The 17,088-nt window shown below is 70.4% G+C and carries 19 protein-coding genes; 7 read left to right on the top strand and 12 right to left on the bottom strand.

Going from position 1 to position 17,088, the window contains the following annotated elements:
* Positions 1-13 precede the first annotated feature (13 nt).
* The 6 genes from ACW9TB_RS19270 to ACW9TB_RS19245 all read right to left on the bottom strand — a co-directional run bounded on the left by ACW9TB_RS19270 (position 14) and on the right by ACW9TB_RS19245 (position 4,353).
* Complete coding sequence (locus ACW9TB_RS19270) at positions 14-1,072, bottom strand: TerC family protein (RefSeq protein ID WP_472749386.1); 1,059 nt, start codon at positions 1,070-1,072, stop codon at positions 14-16.
* Between the two features lie 666 nt (positions 1,073-1,738).
* Positions 1,739-2,476 carry an SRPBCC family protein gene (locus tag ACW9TB_RS19265; RefSeq protein WP_472749385.1) on the bottom strand — a complete coding sequence of 246 codons (738 nt, stop codon included), beginning with the start codon at positions 2,474-2,476 and terminating at the stop codon, positions 1,739-1,741.
* A 56-nt stretch (positions 2,477-2,532) separates the two neighbouring features.
* Positions 2,533-2,706, bottom strand: coding sequence for a hypothetical protein (locus tag ACW9TB_RS19260; RefSeq protein WP_472749384.1), 174 nt, complete (start codon positions 2,704-2,706; stop codon positions 2,533-2,535).
* A 151-nt stretch (positions 2,707-2,857) separates the two neighbouring features.
* Positions 2,858-3,247, bottom strand: a complete 390-nt coding sequence (locus ACW9TB_RS19255; protein ID WP_472749383.1) for a hypothetical protein — start codon at positions 3,245-3,247, stop codon at positions 2,858-2,860.
* On the bottom strand, positions 3,244-3,624 hold the full coding sequence (locus ACW9TB_RS19250) for an SgcJ/EcaC family oxidoreductase (RefSeq protein ID WP_472749382.1): 381 nt from the start codon (positions 3,622-3,624) through the stop codon (positions 3,244-3,246). Before ACW9TB_RS19250 ends, ACW9TB_RS19255 begins: the two co-directional genes overlap by 4 nt.
* Before the next feature lie 114 nt (positions 3,625-3,738).
* Entirely contained in the window at positions 3,739-4,353 is a 615-nt protein-coding gene (locus tag ACW9TB_RS19245) for a PadR family transcriptional regulator (RefSeq protein ID WP_472749381.1), read from the bottom strand.
* Positions 4,354-4,746: 393 nt separating this feature from the next.
* Here ACW9TB_RS19245 and ACW9TB_RS19240 point away from each other — a divergent pair, with 393 nt between their 5' ends.
* The 5 genes from ACW9TB_RS19240 (at position 4,747) to ACW9TB_RS19220 (ending at position 6,772) form a co-directional block, all read left to right on the top strand.
* On the top strand, positions 4,747-5,652 hold the full coding sequence (locus ACW9TB_RS19240) for a helix-turn-helix domain-containing protein (protein WP_472749380.1): 906 nt from the start codon (positions 4,747-4,749) through the stop codon (positions 5,650-5,652).
* Positions 5,571-5,783 (top strand): DUF397 domain-containing protein, encoded by a 213-nt coding sequence (locus ACW9TB_RS19235; protein WP_472749379.1) that lies wholly within the window; start codon positions 5,571-5,573, stop codon positions 5,781-5,783. The genes ACW9TB_RS19240 and ACW9TB_RS19235 overlap by 82 nt, the downstream gene beginning before the upstream one ends.
* Before the next feature lie 29 nt (positions 5,784-5,812).
* Entirely contained in the window at positions 5,813-6,022 is a 210-nt protein-coding gene (locus tag ACW9TB_RS19230; RefSeq protein ID WP_472749378.1) for a DUF397 domain-containing protein, read from the top strand.
* Positions 6,023-6,215: 193 nt separating this feature from the next.
* The gene (locus ACW9TB_RS19225; protein WP_472749377.1) at positions 6,216-6,425 is read left to right on the top strand and encodes a hypothetical protein; all 210 of its coding nucleotides are present in this window, start codon (positions 6,216-6,218) and stop codon (positions 6,423-6,425) included.
* 2 nt (positions 6,426-6,427) lie between these two features.
* Positions 6,428-6,772 carry a DUF1036 domain-containing protein gene (locus ACW9TB_RS19220; RefSeq protein ID WP_472749376.1) on the top strand — a complete coding sequence of 115 codons (345 nt, stop codon included), beginning with the start codon at positions 6,428-6,430 and terminating at the stop codon, positions 6,770-6,772.
* Between the two features lie 172 nt (positions 6,773-6,944).
* On the opposite strand, the gene ACW9TB_RS19215 is transcribed toward ACW9TB_RS19220, so the two are convergent.
* Both ACW9TB_RS19215 and ACW9TB_RS19210 read right to left on the bottom strand, forming a co-directional pair.
* A complete protein-coding gene (locus ACW9TB_RS19215; RefSeq protein ID WP_472749375.1) occupies positions 6,945-9,323 on the bottom strand; it encodes a penicillin acylase family protein in 2,379 nt (792 codons plus the stop codon).
* A 328-nt stretch (positions 9,324-9,651) separates the two neighbouring features.
* Entirely contained in the window at positions 9,652-10,389 is a 738-nt protein-coding gene (locus ACW9TB_RS19210; RefSeq protein WP_472749374.1) for an SDR family oxidoreductase, read from the bottom strand.
* Positions 10,390-10,482: 93 nt separating this feature from the next.
* Between ACW9TB_RS19210 and ACW9TB_RS19205 the strand changes: the two genes are divergently transcribed.
* A complete protein-coding gene (locus ACW9TB_RS19205; protein ID WP_472749373.1) occupies positions 10,483-11,385 on the top strand; it encodes a LysR family transcriptional regulator in 903 nt (300 codons plus the stop codon).
* On the opposite strand, the gene ACW9TB_RS19200 is transcribed toward ACW9TB_RS19205, so the two are convergent.
* The 3 genes from ACW9TB_RS19200 to ACW9TB_RS19190 form a co-directional block, all read right to left on the bottom strand.
* Entirely contained in the window at positions 11,354-13,156 is a 1,803-nt protein-coding gene (locus ACW9TB_RS19200; protein ID WP_472749372.1) for a GTPase, read from the bottom strand. The genes ACW9TB_RS19205 and ACW9TB_RS19200 overlap by 32 nt on opposite strands.
* Entirely contained in the window at positions 13,153-14,997 is a 1,845-nt protein-coding gene (locus ACW9TB_RS19195) for an ABC transporter (protein WP_472749371.1), read from the bottom strand. The genes ACW9TB_RS19200 and ACW9TB_RS19195 overlap by 4 nt, the downstream gene beginning before the upstream one ends.
* A gap of 261 nt (positions 14,998-15,258) precedes the next feature.
* The gene (locus ACW9TB_RS19190; RefSeq protein WP_329086815.1) at positions 15,259-15,957 is read right to left on the bottom strand and encodes a response regulator transcription factor; all 699 of its coding nucleotides are present in this window, start codon (positions 15,955-15,957) and stop codon (positions 15,259-15,261) included.
* 105 nt (positions 15,958-16,062) lie between these two features.
* On the opposite strand from ACW9TB_RS19190, the gene ACW9TB_RS19185 reads away from it, so the two are divergent.
* A complete protein-coding gene (locus ACW9TB_RS19185; RefSeq protein ID WP_472749370.1) occupies positions 16,063-16,428 on the top strand; it encodes an iron chaperone in 366 nt (121 codons plus the stop codon).
* Positions 16,429-16,482: 54 nt separating this feature from the next.
* Here the strand turns inward: ACW9TB_RS19185 and ACW9TB_RS19180 are convergent, their stop codons facing one another.
* Positions 16,483-17,052 (bottom strand): hypothetical protein, encoded by a 570-nt coding sequence (locus tag ACW9TB_RS19180; RefSeq protein ID WP_472749369.1) that lies wholly within the window; start codon positions 17,050-17,052, stop codon positions 16,483-16,485.
* Positions 17,053-17,088: the final 36 nt, after the last annotated feature.

Raw genomic sequence — 17,088 nt, 5'->3', positions numbered from 1 at the left:
CCGGCCTGTGGTGTCAGGGCGTCGACCGCGAGCGGGTTTCGCGTTCCGCGGGTGAGAGCTCGCGGTCGGCGGGTGAGGAGGCGGGCTTCGCGTCGCGGCGGTTGGCGAGCACGCTCGTGATCGTGACGGTGACCAGGACGGCGATGATGACCCCCAGCGAGGCCAGGGTGGGGATCTCCGGGACCCACGCCCAGATGCCGTGCGCCCAGTGCAGGACGAGCTTGATCCCGATGAAGGCCAGGATGACGCTGAGCCCGTGGTTCAGGTGGCGCAGCTTCGTCAGGACGCCCATGAGCACGAAGTAGAGCGCCCGCAGGCCCAGCAGGGCGAAGGCGTTGGTGGCGAAGACGATGAAGGGGTCCTCGGTGACGCCGTACACCGCGGGCACCGAGTCGACGGCGAAGACGATGTCGGTGGCGAAGACGGCCACGATGGCCAGCGCCAGCGGGGTCAGGGCGCGGCGGCCGTCCTGGCGGACGACCAGGCGGGAGCCGTGGTAGTCCTCGGTGACCGGCATGAAGCGCCGCAGCAGCCGGACCGAGCGCATGGCGGAGATGTCGACCTTGTGCTCCTGCCCGCCCAGCGCGTCCTTGAGGATCTTCCAGGCGGTGACGATCAGTATCCCGCCGAACAGCAGGAACGCCCAGGTGCCGCTCTGCAGGACGGCCGCCCCCAGCGCGATGAAGATCGCGCGCAGCACCAGGGCTCCGACGATGCCGTACAGCAGGACGCGCTGGGCCAGCGCGGCCGGGACCGCGAAGGCCGACAGCAGCAGCATGAACACGAACAGGTTGTCGACCGACAGTGACTTCTCCACCACGTAGCCGGTGAAGAACTCCGTCGCCACGTCGGACCCGAAGGCCCCCCACACGTAGACGCCGAAGATCAGCGGCAGTGCCAGGTAGAAGATCGACCAGCCCACCGCCTCGCGCATCCGCACCTCGTGCGGGCGCCGGGTCACCGCGAAGTCCACGGCCAGCAGCAACATCAGGGCGGCCACGGTGATCGTCCACAGTTGCGGTGAACCGATCGTTTCAAGATCTACTGCTGGCAGGACAGTCTCAGCGGGCATGAACCCTCCTCGAACGCGCTCGGCTGTTCGAGGTCTCCTTCGCCCGCACCCACGGGCGGCCGTCCGGGGACGTTGCGAAACGTCCGTACTGACCGGATCGGCTCTTGGGAAGTACTCCCCTCGTGGTCCCAGGTTAGACCGGCCCACGTGCGGTCTTCTACCCCGGGGATATTTGACTGGGGCCCGAACCGCGCGAATAGTGGAATCAGCACGGAGGGGAGTACCCACCGTCCGACACCCCGATCGTCAGCACGGTCCCCGCACGCGGGGGGACCCGGCGGGGTGGCCCCCGGGGGACCCGGGGGTGTGGGAAGACCTTCGTCCTCGTCGTCACGTGATCACCGCGAGGTCGGAGGAGGACTCGATGTCGATCACCGCGCTTCCCGAATTCCTGCTGGGCGTCCTGCTGACGATCTCCGCGATCGCCACCGTCGCCGTGCTGTGGCCGGGGAGGCCACGGCCCCGGCCGCCGTCCCCCCTCGACCCGCCCCCTCGATGCCGTCCGCCGGTGACCGGCACGAGGCGCCGCCCCGGCGCGGCGGGCCGAAGTCGCCGACCACGCCGTACGTCCGCCGCCCGCCGCCCCTCGGTGAAAGGGCGGCGGGCGGCGGCTCGGGCGGACGCCCCTTCGAGGACCCGTGCCTGGACGGCGGCGGAGCGAGCGGCTCAGGCGTAGACGGACGCGAGCCACGCGCCCCAGGTCCGCTCGGCGTCGGCCGGGTCGACGTCGGCGAAGATGTGGTGGCCGGTCATGATGACGCCACCGCCTCCGACGAACCGCAACAGCGCGTCGTCGGTCCGCACCCCCAGGAAACCGGGGGCGAGCACCGTGTCGACCACGCCGTCGACGGTCTGGCCCGCGACCGTGAAGTGCACCTTGTCACCCTCGCTGACCTGCTCGGACAGGCCGACCGCGCGGGTGAGCCCGGCCCAGACCACGTCCTGGTCGGGCTGCTGCGGGCCGAACGCGGCGACCGGAACGGCGGTGCGGCCCGGGAAGTGCTCCAGATACCGGGCGAGGGTCCGCAGGTAGAGCGGGTTGCCCTTGCGGAGCGCGTCGTACTCCGCCTCCCAGTCGCCGGTCAGGACGCCGCTGTGCACGAACCTCAGCACGGTGCCGCCACCGTCACGGCCCTCGACGAGATATTCGAACGCCATGAACGCGCCGTCCTCGCCGGGCGTCCCGCGGTAGGCGAACCGGTGCGGGGGCTCCCAGGCGGTGATCGTGGACTCACCGGTGAAGCCGGGCATCTCCATGGACGCCGTACCGCCCTCGCGGGGCTCGATCTCGTTCTTGCCCATGAACCACGAGTCGACGCCGGGGCCGGTCGCGATCGCCTCCCAGACCTGCTCGGGGGTGGCCTGGAGGTCGAGGTCATGGGTGAGACGGAACTCGTGCGACATGCAGGACTCCTTGGTGTCATTGCCGCCCGCGTCGATCCGCGGCACGGTGTCCGAGCTCAGACTCGGGTGGATGGCGACGATGAGCCGGTGATCGCCGCCGGGCCGGTCGCCGAGTGCGGCTTCGCCAGCTCCACCGACTCCACCGGCGGCACTGGCAGCCGCGCCCGAATCGGCTCAGGCGCCACCTCGGCGGCACCGGCCTCTTCGACCACCCCGACGACTTCGAACATACTTCGACGATAGCGGCCGACGACTTCAACCGTCAATACAAAAAAAATTGTCGGTGACGGGCGAGCCTCCCGCCCATGCCGCCAGGGCGCGGCTACGGCCCGGCCGCGCCCTGATGGCGTCCTGTGAGGTCGCGCGGAGTCGCCGGATCGATCAGGCCAGATGGGTGGAACAGCCCAGGCGCCGTCCTGTCTGGACGAGACCCTCGGCGAACCCCTGCCTCGTCCTGTCGGCGAAGCCGATGAAGAGGCGGTTGGCCAGCGGCACGCCCCACCGCATCCACTGCGCGACGTTGAAGACCCGGTGCACGAGCAGCGCGCCCCGGGGGTGCGGTTCGACGCTCCACTCGCCCCGGTACCACCAGCCGCCCTGAAGGGAGATGGTGTGACCGGCGACCTCCACGGCGGAGGTGTGACCGGGCAGGTCCTCGACGGTGAAACGGCCGGTGCGCCGATCGCCGGGCAACAACACCTGGGCCAGGTCGTCGAAGACCACGGCGACCGGCGCCTCGACGACCTCGACGAGCAGCTTCCGCCCCGTCACCGCGCCACCCTGGTGTTCTGGAAGGAGGCGAACCGCCACCCTTCGGGCGTGCTGACGGCGGTGAAGGAGACGATCGACGCGCGAAGCTCGCCCGCCAGGTCGGTGCCGCCTCCCGAGATCACCAGGACCGCCGCGTCGGCCAGCGGTTTGACCTTGACCCGGCCGTCCGGGGCGGACATGGTGGAGCCCTTGAGCGGGCCGTCGAAGAGCCAGCGATGCGAGGACTCGATGGCCGCCCGCCCCTCACTGTGCGTGCCGTTGAAGGCGATGTAGTCGGCGTCCTCGGTGAAGAGGGCGGCGTAGGCGGTGGCGTCGCCCGCGTTCCACGCCTCGGCGAGGCGGGTGAGCAGGCCGGTGATCTCCGTGTTCACGGACATGGCGCGGTTCCTCATGGTCGCGGCGCCTATCCTGGAGGTTGTGAGTCCGGACAGGGCAGGCGCCTTGTTGGGATCCGGCTGCCGGGGTGTTGACGCACCCCGGCAGCCGCTTTCTCATGGTTGGTCGAGTGGTTCGTCGAACATTCGCGACAGCGGGCCCTGCCTGACGATGCCCGACCAGTCGAGCTCCCCGGATTCCAGGCGGGCGACGAAGCGCCGCACCCAGGTCAGCTCGGCCTCGTTCAGCGTGCGCTCGTAGTCGACCTCGATCATCAGGATGTCGGGCAGGCCGCCGTCCTTCATGGCGCGCAGGTGAGCGTCCATCCCGGCCACCAGCCCTTCGATCGTCGCGGCCCTGGCACGCAGGGCGCGCAGCGCGTCGGGCACCGGCAGGGCGCCGACGAGGGAGACGGCCGCGGTGAACGTACGGCGGTCGGGGCCGGGGCTCTCAAGGAGCACCCGGAGCCTGGTCGACAGCTCTCCGCGCCCCTCGTCGGTGATCTCGTAGACCGTACGCTCCGGTCGGCGGCCGTCCCTGCTGGTCTCGACCGGGACGATCAGATCCTCACCGGCGAGCTTCTCGACCGCGTGGTAGAGGCTCCTGGGCAGCCCCGTCACGTAGTCCTTGTGCGTGTCGACGATGAAGCGGTGCAGCTCGTAGGGGTGACTGGCGCGCACCGAGAGCATGGCCAGCACGGTCAGGCCAACCAGATCAGGACGTCGCGCCACAGTGATGCCTTCCTCTATATTGCGTTATGCACTATAGCAGAAGCGACGAAGCTCCCGCCCGGCCCGGGCTCGACGGTGCCGCCGCCAGCCGCGACCTCGCGATGTCATTCGTCGCCACGCGCCCGCGAGGCGAATTCGGGACTGCCGGGCAGGTTTATCTTGTCAAAGATCTTTGGGGGCATTGGGCCGCCTCTTCCGGTTGAATTTGGCTGGTTCTCCGTTTTGTCCGGGCCGTTGGCCGAGATAGCGGTGTGGCTCTCAGACGGTCGCGAACAGCTGGGAAACCGGGGCGGGGAATCGTGTTCGCGATGTGTTCACAATCGTGGGAACCCCCTCGCGCGGCCAGGCGAATTCCCAGGACAATGGGCCGCACCCCACGAGAGGAGCCCGGAAATGAACGCCCCCTCGGAACAGGATCCATACGCGTCCCCGCGCATTCAGTTCGGTGCAGAGCTACGCAAATTCCGACTTTTGGCGGGATTCACCCAGCAAAGACTCTGCTTCTCGCTCCACATGTCGGTCAGCCAGCTGAGCATGATCGAGAATGGCCACCGAGCGCCGACCCTGGAGCTGGCACGCGGAGCGGACCACCTCCTCAACACGGGATCGGAGCTCACGAACCTGCTCGACCGCCTGAACCGCGCCGCGACCCAGCTTCCCCTCTGGTTCCGCCCCTGGCTGGAGTTCGAACGCGAGGCGGAGGCCCTGCACACCTGGGAGCTATCCATGATCCCTGGCTTGCTACAGGTGGAGAGCTACGCCCTGGCCCTGATCCGTAATGAGCCGGACACCACCGAGGAGCAGGCGGAAGAACGCTTGGGGGCTCGATTGGACCGGCAGAACATCCTTAAAAGGCTCAGACCACCCATGATGTGGGTGGTGCTGGACGAGAGTGTCTTACATCGGCCGGTAGGAGACGCGGAAACAATGAGGCGTCAGCTCCAACATCTTCTGGAGCTTGGGGAAAGCCCATACATATCACTTCAGGTGCTTCCCTACGCGGCTTACAGTACTGTCGGCCTGCTCGGTGGCTTCGTCATCGCGAGCATGCCCGGAGGAGCGCCTCCAGTGGCTTACATCGACTCCCAAAGCACCGGGGATCGAGTAAGCGATCGGCCTGAGGAGGTGAAAGGGCTAGCATTCAGGCACAGCGTGATCCGGTCGGATGCCCTGCCCCGACGCGAGTCACTCAGCATGATCAAGGAGGCGATGCGGAGATGGACGACCTCACCCAGGAACTCCACAACACCCAGTGGCGCAAGTCCACCCTGTCCGGTGGTGACGGAAGCAACTGCGTAGAGGTCGCGAAGCTGTCCGGCGGACACCGAGGCGTCCGCGACAGTAAAGACCGAAACGGCCCCGCCCTCATCCTCACCCCCCACCAGTGGAACGCCTTCCTCACCACCCTGAAGAACGGCGAGCTCATCTGACCCCACGACGTCATCCAGGAGAAGACGACATGCTCCAGTGGCGCAAATCCAGCCTGTCCGGTCATGACGGGAGCGACTGCGTAGAGGTCGCGAAGCTGTCCGGCGGACACCGAGGCGTCCGCGACAGCAAGGACCGAAACGGCCCCGCCCTCATCCTCACCCCCCACCAGTGGAACGCCTTCCTCACCACCCTGAGGAACGACGACCTCTTCCCCGGCCGGGCTCCCGGAGCTCGCTGACGACGTTCCCGCGAGGGTCCGGCACGGTTCGCCCATGGCCGCGCGACGCCCCTTGGCCCGCCACCCTCTCGGGGACAGCTCTACCTGCCCTTTTGTGCGACCGGAAGTGAAAACGATTCTTTACATGCCCTTGGAGGTGACTGTATGTTGTCAGGCGATCACTCTACGAACTCGACGAATGTAGGTGAGCCACATGCCTGACAACGGCACTGAGCGTCCTCCCGATCCCCGGGTGGCGTTCGCGGACGCGGCGTCGGCCAACACGGGCGAGACGAACGAGCGACCGGGAGCGGCCGACCGGGCCGCCGTGGTCGCGAAGACCGACGACCACCTGCCTCCCCTGGCCGAAGAGCCGATCGACGACAGGCCCCTCGCCCTGCGATTCACCGAGCCGGAGGAGTAGGGATGCAGCTGCACTTCCGTAACCGCTACACCTCCAAGGTGTGGGTCGCGATCATGTTCTACAGCCCCGACGGCTGCCGCGACTACGGCCAGTGGGGCACCCGGGGCTGGTGGCCCATCGATCCCGGCGGTGAGGCGTTCGTCCTCAACACCGGCAACCGCTACGCCTCCTACTACGCGGAAGCGGCCAACGGCGCCGTCTGGACCGGCGCCTACGGCCCGATGTACGTCTACCAGAACGCCTTCGACTCCTGCGTCAACATCGGCAGCACCTCCGCCAGGCTCGTCGGCACCCGGCTGATCGACCTGAACGGCTATTCGAGCTACTACGTGAATCTCACCCCCTGACGCGCTTCCCCCACATGACGCGCGACCGGCTCGGAGCGGTGCCGCGCGGCAGTGAGAGCGGACGCGGATGAGCGCCTCCTGCGAGACGGATACCGGAATCCCTTCTCAGGGTCCGTCTCCCTTCGCCCAGGAGGCGCTCGATCTCAAAGGGTCGTCCAGATCAGAGGATCATCTAGCGACCCGGGGTGAGCAGGAACCGGTCCTTCGCGTTGAGTTCCACGGCGGCGCGGCTGTAGAGCAGCGGGAAATACTCCCCTCGCTGCCACTGCCCCGCCAGGTCGCTGTAGTGCGGGCTCCGCGGGTCACCCGACTGGCCGGGCGCGTTGATCGCCTGAGACTTGTCCCAGGCTCCGACGTCGAGCACCATCTTGAACGTGGCGCCCGACAGGGGGGCGTAGGTGAACGGCAGGTAGTTCGACGCGTCCACGGTGTTCCAGGAACCACCGCGCGGGAAGGGGCCCACGTCCTTGCCGGTCGGGTGCCCGAACGTGAGCTTCTGGATGTCGCCCCACTTCCAGGCGGCCGGGTCGGGGCCGAGCTTGACGGTCAGCTCGTTGTAGGCCGCGGCGAGCGAGGTCCGGAGGATGCGATCCCGCACCGCCGCTCCCCCGCTGCCGAACCACTGGTCCGGGTTGTCCATGGCCTCGAAGAGCAGCAGCGGGTCATGGATGAAGATCTGCTTCGCCACGTTCTCCGGCAGCACCTCACGGGCGAACGCCGGTTGCAGGTGGCTGGTGAACCACGTCTCGAACAGGGCGGCCCGCGCCGAGTCCGCGCTCGTGACCGCGTCGTAGGTGCGGAGCAGTTCGAGCGCCCGTGCCGTCGACGGCTCGTCGCTCTTGATTCCGGCGAGCAGCTTCACCAGCCTGCGGGCCGGGATGGAGACCTTGTCGCTCTGCAGCGCCGTCGAGTCCTTGAGCGAGGTGCGCGGCTTGGAGGAGAGCGCCTCGACGATGCGCTCGTGCCGGTACGGGAAGGCCCACGAGTCGAACCCGACCTTCAGCGGGTGGTTCTCGGGCATGTTGAACTCGTTCGCGGAGGCGACGATCCCGTTGGCCGGGTTGTAGGAACGGGGCAGGCGGGCGCCGTCGTGGAAGCCGTCCCACTCGTAGCGGCCGTCTCCCGGGACGGGCATCAGGCCGTCGTAGCCGATCCTCTTGGGAGCCATACCACCGGGGACCCAGCCGACGTTGCCCGCGGTGTCGGCGTAGATCTGGTTCTCCGGCGGCCCGCCCCAGGTGCGCATCGTCGAGGTGAACTCGTTCCAGTTACGCGCGCGCATGTACTTCATGCTGCCGAAGTAGGGCGTCGTGCCCGGCTGCAGCCAGGTCGACCGCAGGGCGTAGGCGAGGTTCCGCTCCCGGTCGACCTTGATGACCGGGCCGTGGCGGGTGAACGACAGCTCGGTGGGCTGTGCCGCCTGACCGGCGACCGGCACGTTCTCCGTGACGGTCCTGAAGCGCTCCCATCCCTGGCCGTACCGGTAGCGTCCCTGGTCGTTGGGGTCGAGCTTGTAGACGTAGAGGTCCTCCTGGTCGACGCCGAAGATGGTCAGCCCGAACGCCACGGTCCCGTTGTGCCCGATGGAGATGCCGGGCAGCGCGGGCTCCCCCGCCCCGATCACGTCGAGGCCGGGTGCCGACAGGTGGGTGATGTAGCGCAGCGCGGGGGCCTTCATCACCCGGTGCGGGTCGCTGGCCAAGATCGGGCGGCCCGTCGTGCTGCGCGACGGTGCGACGGCCCAGGCGTTGCTGCCCTCGGAGAGGGCGGGACCCGGCGGGTCGGGCACCGTACGGACCTGACCGTTCTGGAAGACGACGCTCTGGGTGGCGAGCTGGTAGGTGCCGAGCACGTCCGCGGGCAGCGCGCACGGGTCGAACCCGTCGGGCACGACGGTCTTCCACTCGGGCTGGAGCTTGCGCACGAGCGGGTCGACGCCGATGCCACCCGCGCAGACGGCGCGGGCGCGGTCGACCTCGGAGGTCAGGTTCACCACCAGGCTGTGGGTGCGGATCCGGACGACGTCCTCGGGAGACCAGCGCGCGGGAGCGTACCCCACCTCACGGAACTCCGGCGGCACCGCCTCCGGGTTGCGCTTCAGCCAGTCGACGTAGGCGTTGATCCCCTCGGTGAACTGGGTGGCCGCCTTCTTCGCGTCGGGGCCGTAGCTCTCCCACTCCTTCGCCATGTCCCCCCGGTAGAGGAACAGCCTGGCCGCCTGGTCCTGCTTGAGATAGGCGGGGCCGAGCACGTCGGACAGGAGTCCGAGGCCGCGGCGGCGCCACAGGTCGATCTGGAACAGCCGGTCGCGGGCGACGTTGAATCCCTGCGCGAGGTACAGGTCGGCGGTGTTCTCCGCGTAGATGTGCGGCACACCCCACCGGTCCACCACCATCCGCACCGGTCGCTCCAGCCCCGCGACCGGGATGACCGAGGCCGCCGCCCCCGCGGCGGCCGTCCTGTCCGCGCCCGCCGCCTGCGGTATCAGGCCGGTACCGATGGCACCGCAGACGGCCAGCCCTAAGGCCGCCCTCCTCCATAGTCGTCGCATGTCGCTCCTCCCGTTGGCCGGCAGCACACGGCATACCGGCGGTATGGGGCTCACCGGGGCTGCGCGCCGGGCGCGGACGCACGTCCCCGCCGCCCGATCGACCACCCGCACAGGATCATCACGACGCCGTCACCGGCGCCCCCCAGCCCCCCGTCACCGCAACTGTGGCGTGCGCCCCTTGACCCCGTCAGCCCTTGTTCACCCCCTAGCGCCCCCTTCAAGGGGGTTTGGCGGCAGGCACGGAAAATCAAACTGGCCTGCCTGTGACTTGCCCTGACTTGCCCTGACGCGAGGGCGGCCTCACAGCATGGTCACGACAGGTCCGGGGTCACCAGGGAATGACGCCGTCGTCCTCGAAGAACGAACCGGACGGGCCGCCGTCGGGCAGCGTGGCGAGCCGGATCGCCGTGGCCGCGCCCTGTTCGGGAGTACGGGGTCCGAAGAAGCCGGTGAAGTCGGTCGCGACCAGGCCCGGACAGGCGGCGTTGACCAGGATGTTCGTGTCGGCGAACCACCGGGCGTACTGCACGGTGACGGCGTTGAGGAACGACTTCGACGGCGAGTAGGCCGCCATGACGGGGCCGACCTCGATGTCCGGGTCCGCCTGCCGGGTCAGGGAGGCGACGGCACTGGAGACGTTGACGACGCGTGGCGACGTCGAGCGCCGCAGCAGCGGCAGCATCGCGTTGGTCACCCGGATGACACCGATGACGTTGGTCTCCACGACCGCGCGTACCACGTCGAGGTTGAGCGCGGTCGGGTCCTGCACCCACCCCGGCCCCATCTCTCCGGAGATCCCGGCGTTGTTGACCAGGACGTCCAGCCGCCCGGCCCGCCGTTCGACGAGTTCCGCGGCGTCGGTGACGCTCCGGTCGCCGGTCACGTCCAGCGGCACCCCGAACGCGTCCACCCCGGCGGCGCGCAGCTTCCCGACGGCGGACTCGCGCCGGGCCTCGTCGCGGGCCCCCACGCCCACGCGGTACCCGAGAGCGCCCAGCCCGGCCGCGATCTCGTACCCGATTCCCTTGTTCGCGCCGGTCACCAGCGCGATCCTCGTTTCGCTCATGCCGTCGATGGTCGCCCTCGGACGAGTGGCGCATCCAACACCGATCCGGTGCCCTGTGATACCCGGCAGGTATCACTGGATTACGCTGTGGCCGTGGACACCCTGGAGACCCGCGAGTTGAGATACTTCGTGGCCGTCGCCGAGGAGCTGCACTTCGGCCGCGCCGCCGAGCGCCTCGGTATGGCCCAGCCACCGCTGTCCCGGGCGATCCAGCAGCTCGAACGGCGCCTCGGCGTCTCCCTGCTGGAACGCGACCGCCGAGGTGTCTCCCTGACCGGCGCCGGAGAGGTGCTGCTGCACGAGGGCCGCGCGGCCCTCGACGCGACCACCGCCGCCGCCCGCCGCACCCGTCGCGCCGGTGGCGCCGACGATCCTGGCGGCCCCCGCGGTCACCTGGTGCTGGCGGTGAAGGCCGCCGGTTCTCACGAGCTGCTGCAGAGGCTTCTCGACGCCTACGCGGCCGAGCCCGACGCCGCCGAGATCGAGGTGCTGCCGTGCGGCATCTGCGAGCAGGAGGAGCTGTTGCGCGACGGCCGCGCCGACGTGGCGCTCATGCACGCGCCGTTCAACTCCCTCGCCGGGTTCGACAGCGAGGTACTGCTGAGCGAGGGGCAGGTCGCCGTCCTGCCCGCCGCGCACCCCCTCGCCGCCCGCGAGAGCCTGTCCCTGGCCGACATCGGCGACGTCCCCGGCCTTCCGCTCGCCCGCTGGCCCCGCCACGGCATATACCCGCCCGGCCCCGGCCCCGAGATCCGCGACCAGACGCAGCTGGCCCAGCTGATCGCCCTCGGACGCACCGTGGCCATCTTCCCCGACTCCGCCTGCGCCTGGCTGTGGGCCGAGCACACCGCCGTCCCCCTGACCGACGCGCCTCCCGTCGTCACCCACATCGCCTGGCCCGCGCACAGCCGCTCCCTCGCCCTCGCCGGGCTGGTACGCACGGCCACACGGCTGTGCCGTCCGACTACCCGCGAGCCCCGTCTCCGGCCACCGTGACCGCCTCGGTGAAGTGCTGGTACCGGGTCAGCTCCTCCCCCACGGGATCCAGCACCAGCTCGCGGCCGACGCTGTCGACGCTCGCCCGCAGCGCCTTCGCCGCCTTGCGGGCCCGGCGCCGTCCGCCGAGCCAGGCGGCCACGCGCGAGAGCAACGCGATCAGCAGGCCGAGCAGGACGCCCCCGGCCAGCAGTGTGGTGGGCCAGGGCAGCTCTCCCACGGTCGGCATGTAGAGCTGCGGAAGCCGGAGATAGTCGAGGGCGACCAGGGCGAGCAGCCAGATCCCCCCGGCGAGCATCGTCGCGAGCACCAGCCACTGCGCCAGCCCGGCCACCCGCCACCACAGGGGCCGCCGGGAGACCCCGAGCGAGGTGGTGGCCACCGCCCGGTCCAGGCCGTCCTCCAGCTCGTCCCCGCGTGACCTCGCCGCCTGCCGTACGGCGGTGGCCCACGGCGCGGGAAGCCCCTCGGCGGCGGCCCCTGCGGTCTCGCGGATGGCGGTGTCCATCCGGGAACGCTGGACGACGGTCGCGACGGGGATGGACGTCCTTCCGACGACGTTCCCCGGCTCTCCCGGCTTCCCCGGTATCACCGGTTCTCCGGCGGACCGGCTCGTGGCGTCCAGGCGGAGACGGCGGAGCGGGTCGGGCCTGAAACGGCGGATCCACCGGGTGGGCGGCCACCCGGTGGCGGCGACCGAGCGGTGCCGGTGGGACTTGGCCACGGCCTCGACGACGACCGGCACCCCCGCGGCCTGCGACAGCGCGTCCCTCAGCGACCTCGCCAGGCCGTCCGGCCTCTTCGCGACGCCGGGAAGGTCCTCCCCTGAGGAGACGCCGGACGCCTGGCGGAGCGCGTCGGCGGCCATGCCCGCGTCGGCGGCGAGACGGGCGGACCAGGAGCGCCGGTCGGCGACCCGGGAGGTGAGCAGCGAGCGCAGCTCGGGGACGCCCGCGCCGGTGCGGGTGGACACCCCGACCACCGGAACGCCGGTCAGGCCGTCCTCGTCGAGGAGCCGCCGGAGGTCCTTCAGGCACCGCTCGGCGGCGGCCGGGGAGAGCCGGTCGATCTGGTTGAGAACGACGACCATGACGTCCCGGTGCCGGGCCAGCGGCCTGAGGTAGCGGTCGTGGACGGCCGCGTCGGCGTACTTCTGCGGGTCGAGCACCCACACCAGCAGGTCGACCAGCTCGACGAGCCTGTCGACCTCCAGCCGGTGCGACGGCTCGATCGAGTCGTGGTCGGGCAGGTCGAGCAGGATCAGCCCTGCGGCCTCCCCGTCCATGCCCGGCGCCTGCCCATCCATGCCGGGTATCCGTTCGGAGACATCCGTTCCAGCCGGTCGCCCGATGCCGGGCCGGGGCGTCTCGCCGTTTTCGTGCCATGGGCTCCGGGCGGACTGGCCGGAGGGGTCGAGAAGCTCGTGGCGGCGGGGGATCTCCAGCCAGTCGAGCAGCGGCCCCGCACCGGCGCCCTCCCAGAGGGCGGCCTGGGCGGCCGAGGTGGTCGGGCGGGTGACGCCGACCGTGGCGAGCGAGGTGCCCGACAGGAGGTTGAACAGCGAGGACTTGCCGCTGCCCGTGGCTCCCGCCAGCGCGACCGCGGTGTGGTCGACCGACAGGCTCGCCCGTACCCCGGCGCGGGAGATCACCGAGCGTGCGGCGGCGACCGCCTCGGCGTCCAGCCGCCCGTCGGCCAGGTCGGCGGCGCGTGCCAGCGCCGTCAGCCGGTCGTCCAGCGAGACCGTCTTCTCTCGTCGCAGCAGCTTCACGCCTGGCCCGCCTCTCCCGTACCCGTGCCGGTCATGCGCGGAAGGCCGTCGGGTGGTCTCCGGGACTCTCCCACGGCCATCGGGACGGAACCCGCGGGGAGGGCGGCCCGGCGGTCCGCGACGGGGAGCTCGCGCAGGTGCTCGCGTACGGCGTCGGCGGTGGCGCGGAGGGCGGGGGCGGTGCCCTCGGGGGGCTGGACGGCGTCCAGCAGGTCGGTGAAGCGGTCGGCGTCCTGGCCGAGGAGGATCGCCACGCGGGCGCGCAGGTCGGAACGGGCCTTGACGGTGAGGTCGCGGACGGCCTGGTCGCCGAAGACGGCCTCCAGGACCTTCTGGCTGAGCACGCTGGTGCCTCCGGCGATACCGACCTCGATGCCGGTCAGGCCGCCGGTCGAGGCGAACACCGCGATCATCAGCAGCAGCCCGGCCCCGTTGAGGCCGAACGAGGTGACGCGGGCGGTGGTGCGCCGGTCCGCCCCCTCCTCGCGGACCAGGTCGAGCACGTACGACTGCCAGCCCCTGACGGCCTCCTCCGCCCTGACGGGCAGGTCGGTGGAGGCCCGGCCGAGACGTCCGGCGACGGCGACGCCCTCGCGCTCCAGCAGGGCACGTCCCGAGGGGTGCGACGACCACGACTCCAGGAGGCGTTCGGCGGCGCCGTCGGCCGAGGCCCTGATCAGCGCCTCCACCCCGCTCTCCAGCGCGGTCCGCAGCTCGTTCTCGGGCGCGGGCCGCCCGGTGACGAAGGCCACGACCCGGTCCCTGAACCTGCCGACCCGGCTCTCCAGGGAGCGCATCAGGTCGCCGGTCCCGATGAAGTCCTGCCAGCGGGCCAAAACCTCGCCGCGCAGCAGCGACCCGTCCCGCATGCCCTCGTCGAAGGAGGCGAGGCCCACGGCGTAGGCGGCGTCCGCCATCGAGCGGAGCTCCTCGGCCCCGGTGTGCTGGCGGTCGACCGCCGAGGCGAGCGCGGGCACGCGGGTGGAGAGACTTTCCAGCGCGCCGGACAGGGTCTGCCGCACCACCTCGGCGCGGGAACGGGAGTCGGCGGCGATGGCGATGAGCCAGTCGGCGATCGGCTGGACCGCCTGGCGCGGCAGGCGGGCGTTCTCGTCGGGCAGCACCAGCTCGGGCACTTCGAAAAGGTGCGTCCCGCCCAGGCCGTTCGCCTCCAGCAGCCGGTTCAGGTCCTTGCGCACCACGCCCATGGCCTCGGGAGGGACCCGGGACAGGACGACGGCCAGGGCCGTGCTCCGCTCCCTGGCCGAGCGCAGGAAGCCCCAGGGGACCTCGTCGGCGTACCGGGCGGCGGTGGTGGTGAACAGCCACAGGTCGGCGGCGGCGAGCAACTGGGCGGCCAGCTCGCGGTTGGCGGCGACGATCGAGTCGATGTCGGGCGCGTCGAGCAGGGCCAGGCCCGGCGGGACGGCCGCGGCGGTGACGATCCGGAGCGTGCCTGGCTCACCCCTGCCGCTCCCGGTGACGCGCGGCAGGCCGGGCAGGACGTTCTGGGCGGTGAACCACTCGCGGTCGACGGGACTGGTGACCAGGGTGGGCGCCATCGTCGTGGGCCGCAGCACGCCCGGCTCGGAGACGTCCTCGGCGACCAGGGAGTTCACCAGCGTGGACTTCCCGGCCCCGGTGGAGCCGCCGACGACGGCGAGCAGCGGGGCGTCGATCGCGCTCAGCCGTGGGATCAGGTAGTCGTCGAGCTGGCCGGTCAGCTCGCGCAGCGCCCGGCGGTCGGCCGCCACGTCGCCGATCGTGAGGGGGAACAGCTCGCGGTCGAGGTGCCGCCGCAGCTCCCGCAGCGTCTCCAGAAGACCGTCGTTGTCACCCATACGGTCGATCCTGCCCTGCGAGAGCCCCTCTAGACGCGTTTGGCCCCACCGCTCGACCGGGTTACGGGGGCGAACTCGGTAAAGCGGTGGGGCCCAGCCCTCGGACCTCATCCGCGGGCTACGTCAGGCTCGTCTCCCCCGCAGCTGGAGGCGAGCCCGAGCCCATCGGATGCTTCCGAGGTGATCGGGGGTCGTGCATTGTCTATTTGAACACACAAAGCTCAAAAACGGGTCAGCTGAAGCTGAATATCGGCTGAAAGTTCAATCACTGTGGGGCGGTCGCAGAACGTAACCCACCCCGCGAAGGGTGTGGATGAGCCGGGGCTCGGCCGTGTCGACCTTCCGGCGCAGGTAGGAGACGTAGGACTCGACGACCCCGGCGTCGCCGCCGAAATCGTAGTTCCAGACGTGGTCGAGGATCTGCGCCTTGGACAGCACCCTGCCGGTGTTGACCATGAAGTAGTGCAGGAGCTTGAACTCGGTCGGCGACAGCCGCACCGGGACGCCGGACCGCCATACCTGGTGCGCCTCCTCGTCCAGCTCCAGGTCACCGACCTGGAGGCGTACGGGCAGGTCGAGGTCTCCCCTGGTACGGCGGAGCACGGCCCGGATGCGGGCGAGGACCTCCTCCAGGCTGAACGGCTTGGTCACGTAGTCGTCGGCCAGCCGCAGCCCGGCCACCTTGTCGTCGGTGCCGTCCCGCGCGGTCAGGAAGAGCACGGGCATCTGCCCGCTCATCTCCCGCAGCCGTCCCGCCACGGCGAAACCATCCATGTCGGGCAGCATCACGTCCAGCACGACCAGGTCGGGACGGATGCGTTCGGCGAAGTGCACGGCCTCCCGGCCGTCCACCGCGGTCACCACCTCGAACCCGGACAGGCGCAGGCTGGCCGAGAGCAACTCCCTGATATTCGGTTCGTCGTCCACGACCAGCAATCGGGCTTCCACTCTGTCCAGCACACCCCGAGGCTCGCTCACCTCGCTGGAACGCAGCTCAGCCAGGGCTGAACGTTTCCTGAGAACCCTCTCAGGACGTGCCCGGGACATCTCCCGTACGCTCGGGCCATGGTGCGAAGCCAGGCGAAAGATGTGGACGGCTACCTCGCCGAGGTGCCCGCGGAACGCCAGGAGGCTCTGGTCCGGCTGCGTGAGCTGTGCCGTACGGAGCTGCGGGGATTCACCGAGGTGATGGCGTACGGGATGCCCACCTACGAGCGGGACGACGTCGGGGAGATCGGCTTCGCGAGCCAGAAGCAGTACATCTCCTTCTATCTGCTGCGCGGCGACGTCCGCGAAGCCTTCGCGGAACGGCTGGCGGGCCAGGACATGGGCAAGGGCTGCCTGCGCTTCCGCGGGCCGGAGAAGATCGACTTCGTGCTCCTCCGGGATCTGCTGCGGGCCACGGCGGCCGGGCCGGGCACGATCTGCTGACCGCTCGCGGGGATCCTTCCGGGGACGGGCCCGCACCGGCCGCCGCGTACCGGTTCAGCGGCGCCCGGCGCCCTCGTTGATGGCGGTCGCGGTCACCGAGCCGTCGTCGGCCGTGGCGCCGCGCACGACGACCGCGCCTCCGGGCTTGAGATCGCCGACCTTGCCCTCCTTCGTGACGCGTACGGACGTCTCGTCCGTGGTGTTCACGGTCACGACCGAGCCGTCCACCGTCTGGACGTAGACCTTGCCGTCCTCGACCCGCTGCACCGTGCCGACGGTCATCCCACCCCGGCCGCCACCGCCCTGACCCGCTCCCTGGCCCCCTTGACCTCCCTGACCTCCCTGACGGCCCTGGCCGCCCTGGCCGCCGCCGAACCCGCCGGGGCCCGTCCCGGCCTGGCGCATCACGCCCGCGGGGACGCCGGACGGGCCGCCCATCGCCTTCTGCGCCTGGATGCCCACGATCACCCCCGCCACGAGCATCACCCCGGCGCCCAGCACGAGGGTGAGCTTCGACAGGCGGCGCGGCGGCCGGGCCGCCAGCTCGCTGTCCAGGTCCCCCCGGAACGGGGAACCCTCCAGGGACCTCCCCGCCGGGACCGTCTCGTCGGCGTTGCCGCCCATGTTTCTCTCCTTACCTAAGCCGCATATGCCGCGTAT

Source organism: Streptosporangium sp. H13245, assembly GCF_055690525.1.
Note: the sequence above shows the minus strand (reverse complement) of the source record. Positions and strands in the feature narration are given on the sequence as shown.

Excerpts from the sequence above, each read along its gene's own strand:
- ACW9TB_RS19185 (WP_472749370.1), top strand. The coding sequence starts at position 16,063 with ATGGTGCGAAGCCAGGCGAAAGATGTGGACGGCTACCTCGCCGAGGTG.
- ACW9TB_RS19225 (WP_472749377.1), top strand. The coding sequence starts at position 6,216 with ATGCCTGACAACGGCACTGAGCGTCCTCCCGATCCCCGGGTGGCGTTC.
- ACW9TB_RS19260 (WP_472749384.1), bottom strand. The coding sequence starts at position 2,706 with ATGTTCGAAGTCGTCGGGGTGGTCGAAGAGGCCGGTGCCGCCGAGGTG.
- ACW9TB_RS19265 (WP_472749385.1), bottom strand. The coding sequence starts at position 2,476 with ATGTCGCACGAGTTCCGTCTCACCCATGACCTCGACCTCCAGGCCACC.
- ACW9TB_RS19180 (WP_472749369.1), bottom strand. The coding sequence starts at position 17,052 with ATGGGCGGCAACGCCGACGAGACGGTCCCGGCGGGGAGGTCCCTGGAG.
- ACW9TB_RS19210 (WP_472749374.1), bottom strand. The coding sequence starts at position 10,389 with ATGAGCGAAACGAGGATCGCGCTGGTGACCGGCGCGAACAAGGGAATC.
- ACW9TB_RS19230 (WP_472749378.1), top strand. The coding sequence starts at position 5,813 with ATGCTCCAGTGGCGCAAATCCAGCCTGTCCGGTCATGACGGGAGCGAC.
- ACW9TB_RS19270 (WP_472749386.1), bottom strand. The coding sequence starts at position 1,072 with ATGCCCGCTGAGACTGTCCTGCCAGCAGTAGATCTTGAAACGATCGGT.
- ACW9TB_RS19250 (WP_472749382.1), bottom strand. The coding sequence starts at position 3,624 with ATGTCCGTGAACACGGAGATCACCGGCCTGCTCACCCGCCTCGCCGAG.
- ACW9TB_RS19235 (WP_472749379.1), top strand. The coding sequence starts at position 5,571 with ATGGACGACCTCACCCAGGAACTCCACAACACCCAGTGGCGCAAGTCC.
- ACW9TB_RS19240 (WP_472749380.1), top strand. The coding sequence starts at position 4,747 with ATGAACGCCCCCTCGGAACAGGATCCATACGCGTCCCCGCGCATTCAG.
- ACW9TB_RS19195 (WP_472749371.1), bottom strand. The coding sequence starts at position 14,997 with ATGGGTGACAACGACGGTCTTCTGGAGACGCTGCGGGAGCTGCGGCGG.
- ACW9TB_RS19220 (WP_472749376.1), top strand. The coding sequence starts at position 6,428 with ATGCAGCTGCACTTCCGTAACCGCTACACCTCCAAGGTGTGGGTCGCG.
- ACW9TB_RS19215 (WP_472749375.1), bottom strand. The coding sequence starts at position 9,323 with ATGCGACGACTATGGAGGAGGGCGGCCTTAGGGCTGGCCGTCTGCGGT.